Below are 16335 nucleotides of genomic sequence, written 5' to 3' on the forward strand. Positions count from 1 at the left end.
ATGCGGATATTAGGTTTAGATGTAGGTACAAAAACAGTCGGAGTTGCAATTAGCGACGAAATGGGCTGGACAGCACAAGGATTAGAAACAATTAAGATTAACGAAGAACGAGGTCACTTTGGTTTTGATCGTATTTCTGAGTTAGTAAAGCAGTACAATGTGGATAAAATAGTAGTAGGTTTACCTAAAAATATGAATGGTACAATTGGCCCACGTGGTGAAGCGTGCCAACAATTTGCAGAAAACCTACGAGAGCTGTTACAATTAGACGTTGTAATGTGGGACGAGCGTTTGTCAACGATGGCAGCGGAACGTCTACTCATTTCAGCTGATGTAAGTCGTAAGAAGCGAAAACAAGTAATCGATAAGATGGCTGCAGTCGTAATCTTACAAGGATTTTTAGATAGTAAATAAGAGGTGACCAAAATGGAAGAAAATCAAATTACAATTGTAGACGAAAAAGGTAACGAACATTTATGTGAAATTATTTTCACTTTTGATGCTGAAAAATTTGGTAAAAAATCATATGTAGTCTTCTCTCCAATCGGTGAAGTAGACGAAGATGGAGACCCAATTTATGATGCAATGGCTTATGAGCAAAATGAAGAAGAGGGCGGAAGCTTACTTCCAATCGAATCTGAAGAAGAGTGGGAAATGGTACAAGAAATGTTCAACACTCTTGCTGATGAGCAAGAAGCTGAATAATAGGTACTGAAAAGATGGACGACATACAGTCCATCTTTTTTTGTATTTATATGTAAAATGAAAGATTTTTTGTCGAAACTGTGTAAGTCTTTGTAGTATAATGAGACGGATTGTAGAAAAATAAAGTGTCTATTAAAAAAAGATAAGTGAATTTGTTGCGTTTTTACATCGTGCTGTATAGAAAGGTGTACATACGGTCTACAATTAAGTAAGGAGGAAATGTTTTGATAGAGAATCAAGTGAAAAAGAAGCGTAGACGCATCTTTTTATTTTCGATTATTGCACTGCTTTTAGTTTGTGGTTCAGTCTATGCGTATATTTCATCCGCATTAGGACCAGTTGATAGCGGGAATAAAAAAGAGATTGAAGTAGAAATTCCGAAAGGATCATCTACAAGTAAAATTGGAGAAATTTTAGAAGAAAAAGGCGCTGTAAAAAACGGTACAGTTTTTAGTTTTTATACAAAGGCTAAATCGAAAAGTTTACAAGCAGGTACATATTTATTAAACCCTTCAATGAATGCTGAAGATGTGATCGAACAAATGTCATCTGGCAACGTGCATCGTCCAGCTCTTTATAAAGTGACGATTAAAGAAGGGGCGCAAGTAACTGAAATTGCAGAAACGATTGCGACAGAACTAAAGTGGAATAAAGATGATGTTACGCGTCAATTAAACGATAAAGCATTTATTCAAAAAATGCAGCAAAAGTATCCGAAGTTATTAACGGATAAAATCTTTGATAGTAATATTAAATACCCATTAGAAGGTTATTTATATCCTGCAACGTATTCGTTTTATAAGAAAGATACAACGTTAGAAGAAATTGTAATTCCGATGCTTGAGAAAACAAATGCAATCATTGTTCAAAATGAGGCGAAAATGAAAGCGAAGAACTGGGATGTTCATCAGCTTTTAACATTATCTTCACTTATTGAAGAAGAGGCAACTGGTTTTACAGATCGTCAAAAGATCGCTAGTGTCTTTTATAATCGTTTAGCAAAAGGTATGCCGCTTCAAACGGATCCAACGGTATTATATGCACTTGGAAAGCATAAACAACGTGTATTATACGAAGACTTAAAGGTCAACTCACCGTACAATACGTATGTTGTAAAGGGATTGCCGGTAGGGCCGATCGCAAACTCTGGTAAACATTCAGTGGAAGCTGCGTTAGAACCTGCGCAAACAGATTATTATTATTTCTTAGCTGCACCAAGTGGTGAAGTGTACTATGCGAAAACATTAGAAGAGCATAATGCATTAAAGCAAAAATACATTACGAAAAAACAGTGAAATGGGGAGGGATAGCGAAAAAAGTCGCACATCCCTCTTTTTTGTGGTAAAATATATCGGGTTAAAAACTGGCAGAAGAATCGTTTTTAATATCAAAACGGGACGTACAAGCTAAGGGTAAAGCTGGCTTGTATTTTTATTGCATTCTATGTGGGAAAAGACGTCATAGAGGCACTTCTCCATGTAAATAAGGAGGACCATTTATGGAGGATGCAGTTAACGAGTACCTATTATCATTTATTGATCCGAAAGATAAATTAATTCTTGAAATGGAAGAATATGCAACAGAAAATCATGTGCCGATTATGGATCGACTTGGAATGGAATTTATGCTGCAATTTTTACGTTTAATTGGACCGAAAAGCATTTTAGAACTTGGAACAGCAATCGGTTATTCTAGTATTCGTATGATGCAAGCTATTCCAAATTCACGTATTGTGACAGTTGAGCGCAATCGTGAGCGATATGAAAAAGCACTTGAATATATAGAACGTTCCCCAGTAACAGATCGTATTTCAGTTATTTACGGTGATGCGTTAGAAACAGGTGAACAAGTAAAAGAACACGGGACATTTGACGTTATTTTTATTGATGCAGCAAAAGGACAGTATCGTCGCTTTTTTGACTTATATGAACCGTTATTAAATCCTGGTGGCGTAATTATTTCAGATAATGTTATGTACCATGGTCTTGTAACGACAAAAGAGAAGATTGAAAACAGACGTACACGTGGTTTAATCCGTCGTATTAAGACGTACAATGAGTGGCTTATGAACCATGAAGGATATGATACAACGATTTTCCCAATTGGTGATGGAGTAGCTGTTAGTAAAAAGAGAGGGTGACCAAGGTATGAAGAAACCTGAATTGTTAGTAACGCCAAGAGCGGTGGCGGATATCGAACTTCTTGCGAAAGCAGGAGCAGATGCGGTAATGATCGGTGAGCAAAAGTTTGGTTTACGTTTAGCAGGGGAGTTTTCACGTGAAGATGTAAAACAAACTGTGAAGATTGCGCATGAAAATGGTGTGAAAGTATACGTAGCAATGAACGCTATGTTCCACAACGATAAAGTAGAAGAATTAACAGATTACGTTTCATTTTTAAATGAAGTAAATGTAGATGCAATTGTTTTCGGAGATCCAGCAGTATTAATGGCTGTTCGCGAAGTAGCGCCAAATATGCAGTTGCACTGGAATACAGAAACGACAGCAACCAATTGGTTCACTTGTAATTACTGGGGCCAAAGAGGAGCGAAGCGTGCTGTATTAGCTCGTGAGCTGAGCTTAGATGAAATTGTTGATTTAAAAGAAAATGCTGAAGTGGAACTAGAAGTACAAATTCACGGTATGACTTGTATGTTCCAATCGAAGCGTTCATTAGTAGGAAACTACTTTGAGTATCAAGGACGTAATCTTGACATTGAAAAGAAAAAATATGAAGAAAATATGTTCTTATATGACCCAGAGCGTAATAATAAATATCCAATCTATGAAGATGAAAATGGTACTCATATTATGAGTCCGAACGATATTTGTTTCATCGATGAATTAGAGGAACTAATCGAAGCTGAAGTTGACAGCTTAAAAATCGATGGTGTACTAAAAAGTTCTGAATACATTATTGAAGTAACGAAGAAATATCGTCAAGCGATTGATTTATGCGTAGAAGATCGTGATGCGTATTATGACGTGAAAGATGCTCTATATAAAGAAATAGAAGAAATGCAACCAGTAAATCGTCCGTTAGACACAGGATTCTTCTTTAAAGAAACGGTTTACTAAACGAGGAGGGTGTAGGAAATGACTGTACAAGAAATTTCACGAGTGATCGATGGCAAGCGCGTTATTGTGAAGAAACCTGAACTGTTAATCCCTGCGGGTAACTTAGAAAAATTAAAAGTAGCTATCCATTATGGGGCAGATGCTGTATATTTAGGTGGACAAGAATTTGGTCTTCGTTCGAATGCAGGTAACTTTACGCTGGAAGATATGGCAGAAGGCGTTGAATTTGCAAAGAAATATGGAGCGAAAATATATGTAACAACAAATATTTTCGCACATAATGAAAATATGGACGGGCTAGAGGAATATTTAAAAGGGATTGAAAAAGCTGGCGTAACGGGAATTATCGTTGCTGATCCGCTTATCATTGAGACGTGTAAACGTGTAGCGCCTTCTGTTGAGGTGCATTTAAGCACACAGCAATCACTATCCAACTGGAAAGCAGCACAGTATTGGAAAGAAGAAGGTTTACATCGTCTTGTATTAGCTCGTGAAGCAAGCTATGAAGAAATGAAAGAAATTAAAGACAAAGTGGATATTGAAATTGAAGCATTCGTCCATGGTGCAATGTGTATCGCATATTCAGGAAGATGTACACTAAGTAACCATATGACAGCGCGTGATTCTAATCGTGGCGGTTGTTGCCAATCTTGCCGCTGGGATTATGATTTAGTTCAAACAGTATCACAACATAAAGATGCAAAAGAGCTTCCTCTATTCCAAGAAGAAGATGCTCACTTTGCGATGAGTCCAAAAGATTTAAATTTAATTTTATCAATTCCGAAAATGATTGAAATTGGAATCGATAGTTTAAAGGTAGAAGGACGTATGAAATCAATCCATTATGTAGCGACTGTAGCAACTGTATATCGTAAAGTAATTGATGCTTATTGTGCGGATCCGGATAACTTTGAGTTTAAACAAGAATGGTTAGATGAGCTTGATAAATGTGCAAATCGTGATACAGCTCCTGCATTCTTTGAAGGGGTTCCAGGACATCAAGAGCAAATGTTTGGAAATCATAGTAAGAAAACAACGTATGATTTTGCTGGTTTAGTGTTAGATTATAATGAAGAAACGGGCATCGTAACGCTTGAGCAACGTAATCATTTCAAACCAGGACATGAAGTGGAGTTCTTTGGACCAGAAATAGAAAACTTTACGCAGACGGTGGAGAAAATTTGGGATGAGGATGGAAACGAATTAGATGCAGCGAGACATCCGTTGCAAATCGTGAAATTCAAAGTGGATCAACCAGTGTATGTGAATAATATGATGCGCAAAAGCATACTTCAATAAGAAAGAGTGGTAGTCGAATGGGGACGAATAAGCCTGTTGTAATTGGAATCGCTGGTGGTTCAGGATCAGGAAAAACAAGTGTAACGAAAGCGATTTTTGACCATTTTAAAGGTCATTCCATTTTAATCTTGGAGCAAGATTATTATTACAAAGATCAAAGCCATTTACCAATGGAAGAGCGTTTAAAAACAAATTATGATCATCCGCTTGCGTTTGATAATGATCTGTTAATTGAACATTTGCAGCAGTTGCTTGCATATGAGCAAATTGATAAGCCTGTATATGACTATACATTGCATACGCGTTCAGAAGAAATTATTCCAGTTGAGCCGAAAGATGTAATTATTTTAGAAGGAATTCTTATTTTAGAAGACCCACGTCTTTGTGAGTTGATGGACATTAAGTTATTCGTTGATACAGATGCTGACCTTCGTATTCTGCGCCGCATGCAGCGTGATATTAAAGAGCGCGGTCGTACGATGGATTCAGTTATTGATCAGTACGTAACTGTTGTACGTCCAATGCACAATCAATTTATTGAGCCTTCTAAGAAGTTTGCGGATATTATTATCCCTGAAGGTGGACAAAACCATGTTGCAATTGATATTATGGTGACAAAAATTGCAACAATTCTTGAACAAAAAGTAAATTTGTAATAGCATAGTAAAAGATATACGGTAGGAAGGGATTTTTTCCCTTCCCATCGAATACAATGAAACATGCAACCTCATCTATATATAGGTGAGGGCATATTTATATCAACTTTCCATACATATCTTCTTTATATAAAGAAGAATTGGAAATACGGGGTTGTATGTGACAACTCCGCTAGTGCAAGGGTACTAGAAACCTCCGCTAACAATGGAAGCGGAGGAGTTTTCATATGGAACTCCTCTTTTTTTCGGGGGATTGGTATATAAAAGGAGTGGAAAATATGTCAACAGAAAAAACATACCCTATGACGCAAGAGGGTAAGCAAAAACTAGAGAACGAACTTGAGCAATTAAAAACAGTAAGACGTAAAGAAGTAGTAGAACGTATTAAAATCGCACGTAGCTTCGGAGACCTTTCTGAGAACTCTGAGTACGATGCAGCAAAAGATGAGCAAGCGTTCGTAGAAGGACGTATTACACAATTAGAAAATATGATTCGTAACGCAGTTATCATTAAAGATAATGGCGAAGTATCTACTGTTGTTACATTAGGTAAAACAGTAACATTTAAAGAATTACCAAATGGAGATGAAGAAGCGTACACAATCGTAGGTAGTGCGGAAGCTGATCCATTTGAAGGAAGAATTTCTAACGATTCTCCAATCGCAAAAAGCTTATTAGGTAAGCAAATTGGTGAGAAAGTAACAATCCAAACACCAGGCGGAGAAATGCAAGTAGAGATTGTCTCTGTAAAATAATAAAAAAATCACTCGTGTAAAAACGAGTGATTTTTTTATTTGTATAAAAGATGAAACACTCCGTCCAAACTATAATAGACGAGGTGTTTTTTTATGAAAATAAAACGGAGAATTACAATTGTTTTAATTTGTTTTATGGGCATTATGTTTTTATTGCTTTGTCGTTTAATTCAAATCCAAATTATAGATACAGAATCATTTACTGATCGCAAAATAAATTTAATTGAAAAAAGTGTTACGCAACGTACGCAATCCATTGCAGTAGACGATGGACGTGGGCAGTTTATAGATCGTAGTGGTAAAGAAATAGGTGAGGAAAAGTATCCTGTTTTAATTGTTTTTCCATTTTTACAAATAAAAAATGACATGTTAGAGAAAATCGCGCATATCATTGGTGTGTCGAGACAAGAGATCAGAAGACAAATGAAAAATAAAAAAAATGCATTTATACTGCAAGGGGAAACTGCTCCATTTCGAGTGACACGAGAGCAGATGGAGAAGGTGAATCAATTACATGTATTAGGTATTGTAGCAGCTGAAGTGCGATTAAAACAAACTGGGGAGATAAATCATTTAATTGGTGATGTAGGGGAGAACGAAAGAGAATTTCAAAAGCGATATGGAGAAGTGAAAAAAATTTCAAAACAAACGCCGATAGGTATTTCAGGATTACAGCAATCTTTTGATGAATTTTTATTGACTGATGGAGAGGCAAAAGTATTGTATCAAGTAGATCGGCAAGGAGAACCAATTTTCGGAAAGCAAGCGAAATATACTTCACCAGGAAATCCATTTTACCCAGTTAGGATTCAAACTACTTTACATAAAGGGTTGCAGCAAAAAGCAGAAGAAGTGATTGAAGCAAATGAAATAAAGAAGGGGGGATTAGTATTACTTGATGTAAAGACAAATGAAATATTAGCGATGGTCAGTAAGCCGTCTTTACAAGTAAGAGATAAGAATTTATATAAGACTACACTTGAAAATCAAATGTTAACGCCGCATTTTCCAGGCTCTGTTTTTAAAACAGTAGTTGCAGCTGCAGTCATTGATCAAAAAGTAAATTTGTTTAATCGGACATTTAATTGTAATAAAGATTTATATGGTGAAAACGACCCACAAGTTATGATGGGTACACTTAACTTCAAAGAGAGCTTTGCTAGGAGCTGTAACAGGACATTTTCCGAGTTAGGTAACGAGCTATTACAAAAGGATAGGACGGTGCTAGAAACATACGTAGCAGCTTTAGGAGCAAATGAAAAGGTCGGATGGAAAGGTTCTGTATTTCATACACCTCATTTCGAGCAAATGCCAGAAGAAAAAGGCACTACTATTTGGGGGAATGAAGAAAACAAAAATAGTAAAAAAGCGGTAGAGCAAACAGCGATTGGACAGAAAGATGTACGTATATCACCTCTAGCAATTGCTAATATGATGGCGACGATTGCGAGGAATGGAGAAAAAATGGAAGTGAAAGCTGTTGAAAAAATAGTATATAAAAATGGAGCGGATTTTTTTACATTTGAGAACCATACGTTACATGGAAAACAGCTTTCGTATGAAACAGTGAAAACATTACAAGAGTTATTAAGAGGCGTTGTAACAAGGGAGAAAGGAACAGGAACGGCATTCCGCTCGTTGCCGCTCAGTGTCGCTGGAAAATCCGGGACAGCGCAAACAGGGAAAGGGACGAGGGTGAATCGCTGGTTTGCAGGTTATTTTCCGTATGAGAATCCAAGATATGCTTTAGTTGTTGTTGATCTAGAGACTGATAACAAAGTGAATAAAGTCACACCTATTTTTAAAGATATGGTAGGAGCAATCTATCAATTGGAGAATGAAAAGTAATCTTGCAATTTATAGTGAATTGTTTTCATTTCATGAAAATATCATTGTAAATGTTCAACCTTTCTAGATTTAATGTTACAATAGCAATTAGGAAAAACTGCATGGAGGTTTGGAGAATGGCAGGAGGATCAAGATTCCAACAGAAACAACAAAAACGTCGTCAAAACGGTGTTTTAAATATTGCAATCGCTATTGTATTACTATTAGTAGCTATTGTAGCATATCAATTGTTCGTTCCTAGTACGAAAGAGCAAGCATCTTCTACTGATAAGAAAGTCTCTCAACAAACAACAAAGAATGAGAAAGCTGGAAAATCAGAAGATAAAGAATCTGCTAAGAAAAAAGAAAAAGAAAAAGAGCAAGCAGAAGCTAAGCAAAAAGCTGAAGAAGAGAAGTTAAAGGCTGAGGAAGAAAAGAAAAAAGCTGAAGAAGAAGCGAAAGCTAACGAGAAAGTATCAGCTGAAAAAACTGTATCCAAGGCAAAAGAGGCTTATACAAAACCTTCTTGGAAAGCTGTAGGAACAGAGCAAGGTTCATCACCAGCGATGACGTTTAAACAGGGGTCATCAGATTGGAATGAGATGCAAAGTGCAATTGCTGCAGGTATTGAAGTACCGAAGGAGCAATTAGTATTCCATTTTGTTGGAAGAGACAAAACTGGAAAGAGTAAAGCTTATGGTGACGTTCAAGATAAGCAAAGTGGAAAAAGATATTACGTAAATATTGATTGGGTAGACAATGAGGGCTGGAAACCAGTACTTGTTCAAACTCTAAACTAAAAAAGAGAAGCTCCTTAGGAGCTTCTCTTTTTTAGTTAACGCAATTTCTTTAATTTAAAATGAACAACCGCGCTATAATACGGTCTTTTGCTTTCAGGATCCATAACCATTTGATGTGAGATGTGATGAACTTCAAGCATAAGTGCTTTATTATTATCGATTTGTTCACTAATTTTTCGTTCTAAAGAAGCTAAGTCTCCCGCTTCAAAAAATTCTACTTTATCTTCTAACATTTCAAAGGTAAATGACATGAAGACGGCCCCTCTCCTATGTAATCAACTATAGTGTAACAAAGAAAAGAAGGAAATACCATGTACATTTCAATTGACATTTTTAGAAAGAGGGAATATCATACTGATAAAACCGATAAGAAAAAGGGGAATTTTTATGGGCACAGAATTTAATGGTTTATTTGATGAGTGGGCTCATACGTACGACTCATTCGTACAAGGCGAAGATATACAATATAAAGAAGTTTTCGCCCATTATGAGGATATTCTAGAGGATGTAGTTAACAAGTCATTTGGTAATGTATTAGAATTTGGTGTCGGTACAGGTAATTTAACAAATAAATTATTACTTGCTGGCCGCACAGTTTACGGTATAGAACCGTCGCGTGAAATGCGTATGATTGCAAAAGAGAAATTGCCAAAAGAATTTTCGATTACAGAAGGTGATTTTCTTTCGTTTGAAGTCCCAAATTCAATTGATACCATTGTAAGCACCTATGCATTTCATCATTTAACAGATGATGAAAAAAATGTAGCGGTTGCGAAGTATAGTCAATTGCTAAACAAAGGTGGTAAAATAGTGTTTGCTGATACGATATTTGCAGATCAAGATGCATATGATAAAACTGTTGAAACAGCAAAACAAAGAGGTTTTCACCAGTTAGCAAACGATTTGCAAACGGAATACTATACACGTATTCCAGTTATGCAGACTATTTTTGAAAACAATGGCTTCCATGTAACGTTTACGAGATTAAATCATTTCGTTTGGGTAATGGAGGCAACTAAGCAATAGAAAGAGGGATTAGATTGAGAATTGCTGTAATTGGAGCAATGGAAGAAGAAGTACGTATTTTACGTGACAAATTAGAACAAGCAGAGACAGAAACGGTTGCAGGTTGTGAATTTACGAAAGGACTATTAGCAGGACATGAAGTAATCTTGTTAAAGTCTGGTATTGGTAAAGTAAACGCAGCGATGTCAACGACAATTTTATTAGAAAAATATAAGCCTGAAAAAGTAATTAATACTGGTTCAGCTGGTGGATTCCATCATTCTCTAAACGTTGGTGATGTAGTTATTTCCACTGAAGTTCGTCACCATGACGTAGATGTAACAGCATTTAACTATGAATATGGTCAAGTACCAGGAATGCCGCCTGGATTTAAAGCTGATGAGGCGTTAGTTGCATTAGCTGAGAAATGTATGCAAACTGAAGAAAATATTCAAGTTGTAAAAGGCATGATTGCAACAGGCGATTCATTTATGAGTGATCCGAACCGCGTTGCAGCCATCCGTGATAAATTTGAAAATCTTTATGCGGTAGAAATGGAAGCAGCAGCTGTCGCACAAGTATGCCACCAATATGAAGTTCCGTTTGTTATCATTCGCGCACTTTCTGATATTGCTGGTAAAGAATCAAATGTTTCATTTGATCAGTTTTTAGATCAAGCAGCTCTTCATTCTACAAACTTTATCGTAAAAGTGTTAGAAGAGTTAAAGTAATGTAACAAAAAGGCAACTGTCTCATATAAAGAAAATACATACAGTTGCCTTTTCTTTATTGGCAAACAAGGGGGAGAACACGATGAATGTATATCGTGGAGTTCATGAGTTAATTGGTCATACACCAATTGTAGAAATTACTCGTTTTTCACTTCCGAAAGGGGTCCGCTTATTTGCAAAGCTTGAATTTTATAACCCAGGCGGAAGCGTTAAGGATCGTTTAGGAAGAGAATTAATCGAAGATGCGCTAGAAAAAGGGCTTGTTACCCAAGGTGGAACAATTATTGAACCGACTGCTGGGAATACTGGTATTGGACTGGCACTTGCAGCATTAGAACATGATTTACGTGTTATCGTTTGTGTACCAGAGAAATTTAGTATTGAAAAACAAGAATTAATGAAAGCACTAGGTGCAACGGTCGTGCATACACCGACTGAGCAAGGAATGACCGGTGCAATTGCAAAAGCAAAAGAATTAGTAAATGAAATACCGAATTCATACTCTCCAAGTCAGTTTGCGAATGAAGCAAACCCGCGTGCTTATTTCAAAACACTAGGTCCTGAACTTTGGGATGCACTGAATGGAGAGATTAACATATTTGTTGCTGGAGCAGGAACTGGCGGTACGTTTATGGGGACTGCATCTTATTTGAAAGAAAAAAATATAGATATTAAAACAGTTATCGTAGAGCCAGAAGGATCTATTTTAAATGGTGGTAAGGCTGGTTCACATGAGACCGAAGGAATTGGACTGGAATTTATCCCGCCATTTTTGAAAACATCTTATTTTGATGAAATTCATACGATTTCTGATCGGAATGCATTTTTACGAGTGAAAGAATTAGCGCAAAAAGAAGGACTTCTCGTTGGGAGCTCTTCAGGAGCAGCATTTCATGCGAGCTTACTTGAAGCAGAGAAGGCAGCACCAGGTACAAATATTGTAACCATTTTTCCTGATAGTAGTGAGCGCTATTTAAGTAAAGACATATACAAAGGATGGGAATAAAAAATGAGAGCAAAGACAAAGTTAATTCATGGTATTCGCATAGGAGAACCTTCAACTGGATCTGTAAATGTACCGATCTATCAAACAAGTACGTACAAACAAGAAGCGGTTGGTAAGCATCAAGGATATGAATATTCACGTACAGGCAACCCAACACGTGCAGCTTTAGAAGAAATGATTGCCGTATTAGAAAATGGTCATGCTGGATTTGCATTCGGTTCTGGAATGGCTGCTATTACAGCGACAATTATGTTGTTCTCAAAAGGTGACCACGTTATTTTAACAGATGATGTTTATGGTGGAACGTATCGTGTCATTACGAAAGTATTAAACCGCTTCGGTATTGAACATACATTTGTAGACACAACAAACTTAGAGGAAGTTGTAGAAGCAATTCGTCCAAATACGAAAGCGATCTATGTGGAAACACCAACGAACCCATTACTAAAAATTACTGATATTAAGAAAATATCTACTCTTGCTAAAGAGAAAGATTTATTAACAATTATTGATAATACATTCATGACGCCATATTGGCAGTCGCCGATTTCTTTAGGAGCAGACATTGTACTTCATAGTGCAACGAAATATTTAGGAGGTCATAGTGACGTAGTTGCAGGTCTAGTAGTGGTAAATAGCCCACAACTAGCAGAAGACCTTCACTTTGTACAAAACTCAACAGGAGGTATTCTTGGACCACAAGATAGCTTCTTACTACTTCGCGGTTTAAAAACATTAGGAATTCGTATGGAAGAACATGAAACGAATTCACGCGCTATTGCTGAATTCTTAAATAATCATCCAAAAGTAAATAAAGTATATTACCCAGGTCTTGAATCACATCAAAACCACGAATTAGCAACAGAACAAGCAAATGGATTTGGTGCTATTATTTCGTTTGATGTAGATAGTGAGGAAACATTAAATAAAGTACTTGAGAAACTGCAATACTTTACACTTGCTGAAAGCTTAGGAGCAGTAGAAAGTTTAATTTCTATCCCATCTCAAATGACACATGCATCAATCCCAGCAGATCGCCGTAAAGAATTAGGAATTACAGATACATTAATTCGTATTTCTGTCGGTATTGAAGATGGTGAAGATTTAATTGAAGATTTAGCACAAGCGCTAGCGTAATAAAAAATGCACTGCTAATGTGGAGCAGTGCATTTTTATTATGTTAATTTGTGAAACATTTCACAAATTAGACATACACAAATGAAATGATTTCATGTATATTGAATTCATGAAATGTTATTCACGAGCAATCTTGTGAAATGTTTCACAAACAATGGAATTCATGTAGGACGGTAACTCTATTTTTTTTCGCTAATCGGGACTTATTATGACCTATAGGGACTTATAAAGACCGTGATAACAGAATAGGAGGAAATTTACATGGTAGTCAAAGAGAAAGTTGTAAATGAAATGCAAGAGGTAAAAGAGATGATTGATACGTTAGTAAATAACGGTCAACAAGCTTTACAAGCATTAGAAAGTTTTACACAAGAGCAGATTGACAACATTGTTCATGAAATGGCATTAGCAGGTGTTGATCAACATATGCCACTTGCAAAATTGGCTGTTGAAGAAACAGGCCGTGGTGTCTATGAAGACAAATGCATTAAAAATATTTTTGCCACTGAATATATTTGGCATAGTATAAAGCAAAATAAAACGGTAGGAATTATTCACGAAGATCCTCATGAAGAAATAATAGAAATTGCAGAACCTGTCGGTGTAGTAGCTGGGGTAACACCAGTAACGAATCCAACGTCGACAACAATGTTTAAAGCGTTGATTGCGATAAAAACGAGAAATCCAATTATTTTCGCATTTCATCCTTCTGCACAAAATTGTTCGGTGGCAGCAGCGAAAACCGTATATGATGCAGCAATGAAAGCTGGTGCACCAAAACATTGTATTCAATGGATTGAAAGACCGTCTGTCGAAGCGACGAAACAATTAATGAACCATGAGGGTGTGGCACTCGTTCTAGCAACTGGAGGCGCTGGTATGGTGAAATCAGCTTACTCTACTGGAAAACCAGCGCTAGGTGTAGGTCCTGGTAATGTACCGTGTTATATAGAAAAATCAGCACATGTAAAACGAGCTGTTAATGATTTAATTTTATCGAAAACATTTGATAACGGTATGATTTGTGCATCGGAACAAGCAATCATTGTCGATAAAGAAATCTATGATGATGTTAAAACAGAAATGATCGAAAACAATTGTTACTTTGTAACAGAAGAAGAAAGAAAAAAATTAGAAAAGCTCGTTATAAATGAAAATACATGTGCAGTAAATAGTGATATTGTAGGAAAATCAGCACAGTATATTGCCGAATTAGTTGGGATTACTGTTCCTGAACATACAAAAATGCTTGTAGCTGAAATTCAAGGTATCGGAGCAGCATACCCGTTATCTCGTGAGAAACTGAGCCCAGTATTAGCCTGTGTGAAGGCGAATTCATTAGAAAAAGGATTTACATATTGCGAAGAAATGTTGAACCTCGGTGGTTTAGGACATTCAGCAGTTATTCATTCTACAAATAAAGAAGTGCAAAAGCAATTTGGATTACGTATGAAAGCTTGCCGTCTCATTGTAAATGCACCTTCATCACAAGGTGGAATAGGGGATATATATAACGGATTTATTCCATCACTTACACTTGGTTGTGGTTCTTACGGAAAAAATTCAGTTTCCCAAAATGTAACAGCGACTCATTTATTAAATATAAAAAGGCTGGCAAATAGAAAAAAGAATATGCAGTGGTTCAAATTGCCACCAAAAATTTATTTTGAAAAACATGCTACAGCGTATTTAGCAAATATGCCTAACATTTCACGTGCATTTATTGTAACGGATCCTGGAATGGTTGAACATGGCTATGTAGATACAGTCACGCACTATTTAAACAAGCATGCAAATGATGTGAAAATTGAAGTTTTCTTTGAGGTCGAACCAGATCCATCAGATGAAACTGTCTTTAAAGGTGCGGAAATGATGAGAAGCTTTAAGCCAGATGTAATTATCGCACTTGGTGGTGGTTCAGCTATGGATGCAGCAAAAGGAATGTGGTTATTCTATGAGCATCCAGAAACGACATTCTATGGCATTAAACAGAAGTTTTTAGATATAAGAAAACGTACATGTAAATATCCGGAATTAGGAAATAAGGCGCAGTTTGTTGCGATTCCAACAACATCAGGAACAGGATCAGAAGTGACACCATTTGCGGTTATTACAGATAAGAAAAATAATATAAAGCATCCGCTCGCAGATTATGAATTAACACCAGATGTAGCAATTGTTGATCCGCAATTTGTAATGACAGTACCACCACATGTAACAGCAGATACTGGTATGGATGTTTTAACACATGCAATTGAGGCGTATGTGTCTGTTATGGCAAATGACTATACAGATGGATTAGCATTAAAAGCTATTGATCTCGTATTCAAATATTTACCGAGAGCATATAAAGATGGAAATGATGAAGAAGCACGGGAAAAAATGCATAACGCTTCTGCAATTGCAGGGATGGCATTTGCAAATGCTTTTCTAGGTATTAATCACAGCTTAGCACATAAAATTGGTCCAGAATTCCATATTCCGCACGGACGTGCAAATGCAATTCTTATGCCGCATGTAGTCCGCTATAATGCTATTAAGCCAAGAAAACACGCATTGTTCCCAAAATATGAGCACTTTGTAGCAGATGAACGCTATGCACATATTGCGAGAATGCTCGGGCTTCCAGCAAGCTCAGTAGCAGAAGGTGTGGAATCACTCGTCAAAGCAATTATTGAGCTTGGAAAAAGCTTAAATATTAATATGAGTATTGCCGGACAAGGGGTAGATAAAGAGCAATTTGAAGAGGTTGTTGGAGTATTAGCAGAAAGAGCTTTTGAAGATCAATGTACAACTGCTAATCCAAAGTTACCGCTTATTTCAGAGCTGAAAGAAATTTATATGGAAGCATATAAAGGTGAATAATGATTAAAAAAGAGCCGCAGTAAAGCGGCTCTTTTTTTGTTGGAAAACATCTCCCAGAATGGCTGTATTTACTGGTCTTTCAGTTTCATAGAATATGATAAAGTGAAATGGAGGAGTGAGAATATAATGAAAGAATTACAAGGGAAAATAGAAGATTATACTAGGTTCGGACAAATTCTTCTCGCTGTAAGTACATTGTTAATGGTTGGCTTGTTGATTCCGGATGGAGCAAAAGAGACAATCCAATTTTTTGTTATGATGGGGAGCATCGTTATATTTTTAAGTTTATCGTTCTTTTTCTTTCAGCGTGTGAAAGTGATGCGTGACCAGTTAGAGGAAAATGAATGTGAATAATATTGTTAACTAGAGCGCGGCGAAAAGAAAGAATCTTTTTGTCGCGCTTTTTGTTTTTTGTAGAAAAATGTATGCGTTTCATGTTGACAATGATAATCCTTATCAATTAAAGTAGAAT

17 protein-coding genes are annotated in these 16335 nt (G+C 36.6%); 16 read left to right on the top strand and 1 reads right to left on the bottom strand.

Translation table 11 applies throughout. The annotated features are described in order from the left end of the window. The 10 genes from ruvX (at window position 1) to IBT51_RS03640 (ending at window position 9119) form a co-directional block, all read left to right on the top strand. Window positions 1-414, top strand: coding sequence for a Holliday junction resolvase RuvX (gene ruvX / locus IBT51_RS03595; protein ID WP_001221193.1), 414 nt, complete (start codon window positions 1-3; stop codon window positions 412-414). A gap of 12 nt (window positions 415-426) precedes the next feature. Continuing rightward, on the top strand, window positions 427-705 hold the full coding sequence (locus IBT51_RS03600; protein WP_000392245.1) for a DUF1292 domain-containing protein: 279 nt from the start codon (window positions 427-429) through the stop codon (window positions 703-705). Between the two features lie 224 nt (window positions 706-929). Then, window positions 930-2000 carry an endolytic transglycosylase MltG gene (mltG, locus tag IBT51_RS03605; protein ID WP_000572135.1) on the top strand — a complete coding sequence of 357 codons (1071 nt, stop codon included), beginning with the start codon at window positions 930-932 and terminating at the stop codon, window positions 1998-2000. A 203-nt stretch (window positions 2001-2203) separates the two neighbouring features. Continuing rightward, window positions 2204-2845: an O-methyltransferase gene (locus tag IBT51_RS03610; protein WP_000389102.1), complete on the top strand. Its 642-nt coding sequence runs from the start codon at window positions 2204-2206 to the stop codon at window positions 2843-2845. 7 nt (window positions 2846-2852) lie between these two features. Continuing rightward, a complete protein-coding gene (locus tag IBT51_RS03615; RefSeq protein WP_000742793.1) occupies window positions 2853-3782 on the top strand; it encodes a peptidase U32 family protein in 930 nt (309 codons plus the stop codon). 18 nt (window positions 3783-3800) lie between these two features. After that, a complete protein-coding gene (locus IBT51_RS03620) occupies window positions 3801-5081 on the top strand; it encodes a peptidase U32 family protein (protein WP_000217961.1) in 1281 nt (426 codons plus the stop codon). 17 nt (window positions 5082-5098) lie between these two features. Continuing rightward, window positions 5099-5737 carry a uridine kinase gene (udk, locus tag IBT51_RS03625; protein WP_000537080.1) on the top strand — a complete coding sequence of 213 codons (639 nt, stop codon included), beginning with the start codon at window positions 5099-5101 and terminating at the stop codon, window positions 5735-5737. Between the two features lie 278 nt (window positions 5738-6015). Then, window positions 6016-6492 carry a transcription elongation factor GreA gene (gene greA / locus IBT51_RS03630; RefSeq protein WP_014894880.1) on the top strand — a complete coding sequence of 159 codons (477 nt, stop codon included), beginning with the start codon at window positions 6016-6018 and terminating at the stop codon, window positions 6490-6492. Window positions 6493-6585: 93 nt separating this feature from the next. Then, window positions 6586-8340, top strand: coding sequence for a peptidoglycan D,D-transpeptidase FtsI family protein (locus IBT51_RS03635; protein WP_000695142.1), 1755 nt, complete (start codon window positions 6586-6588; stop codon window positions 8338-8340). Window positions 8341-8456: 116 nt separating this feature from the next. Next, a complete protein-coding gene (locus IBT51_RS03640) occupies window positions 8457-9119 on the top strand; it encodes a YrrS family protein (RefSeq protein WP_000897094.1) in 663 nt (220 codons plus the stop codon). Window positions 9120-9154: 35 nt separating this feature from the next. Here IBT51_RS03640 and IBT51_RS03645 read toward each other — a convergent pair whose 3' ends face one another. Further along, a complete protein-coding gene (locus IBT51_RS03645) occupies window positions 9155-9370 on the bottom strand; it encodes a YrzA family protein (RefSeq protein ID WP_000010984.1) in 216 nt (71 codons plus the stop codon). Between the two features lie 136 nt (window positions 9371-9506). On the opposite strand from IBT51_RS03645, the gene IBT51_RS03650 reads away from it, so the two are divergent. The 6 genes from IBT51_RS03650 (at window position 9507) to IBT51_RS03675 (ending at window position 16217) form a co-directional block, all read left to right on the top strand. Further along, on the top strand, window positions 9507-10145 hold the full coding sequence (locus IBT51_RS03650) for a class I SAM-dependent DNA methyltransferase (protein ID WP_000536323.1): 639 nt from the start codon (window positions 9507-9509) through the stop codon (window positions 10143-10145). Between the two features lie 14 nt (window positions 10146-10159). Then, the gene (gene mtnN / locus IBT51_RS03655; RefSeq protein ID WP_001217027.1) at window positions 10160-10855 is read left to right on the top strand and encodes a 5'-methylthioadenosine/S-adenosylhomocysteine nucleosidase; all 696 of its coding nucleotides are present in this window, start codon (window positions 10160-10162) and stop codon (window positions 10853-10855) included. Window positions 10856-10937: 82 nt separating this feature from the next. Beyond that, on the top strand, window positions 10938-11861 hold the full coding sequence (locus IBT51_RS03660) for an O-acetylserine dependent cystathionine beta-synthase (protein ID WP_001103877.1): 924 nt from the start codon (window positions 10938-10940) through the stop codon (window positions 11859-11861). Window positions 11862-11864: 3 nt separating this feature from the next. After that, window positions 11865-12998 (top strand): bifunctional cystathionine gamma-lyase/homocysteine desulfhydrase, encoded by a 1134-nt coding sequence (locus tag IBT51_RS03665; protein WP_001201921.1) that lies wholly within the window; start codon window positions 11865-11867, stop codon window positions 12996-12998. A gap of 261 nt (window positions 12999-13259) precedes the next feature. Beyond that, complete coding sequence (gene adhE / locus IBT51_RS03670) at window positions 13260-15863, top strand: bifunctional acetaldehyde-CoA/alcohol dehydrogenase (protein WP_200458078.1); 2604 nt, start codon at window positions 13260-13262, stop codon at window positions 15861-15863. Window positions 15864-15989: 126 nt separating this feature from the next. Next, entirely contained in the window at window positions 15990-16217 is a 228-nt protein-coding gene (locus IBT51_RS03675) for a YrhC family protein (protein WP_000661454.1), read from the top strand. Window positions 16218-16335: the final 118 nt, after the last annotated feature.

This window comes from Bacillus sp. S71, from assembly GCF_016625265.1.
Classification (GTDB): Bacteria; Bacillota; Bacilli; order Bacillales; family Bacillaceae_G; genus Bacillus_A; species Bacillus_A cereus.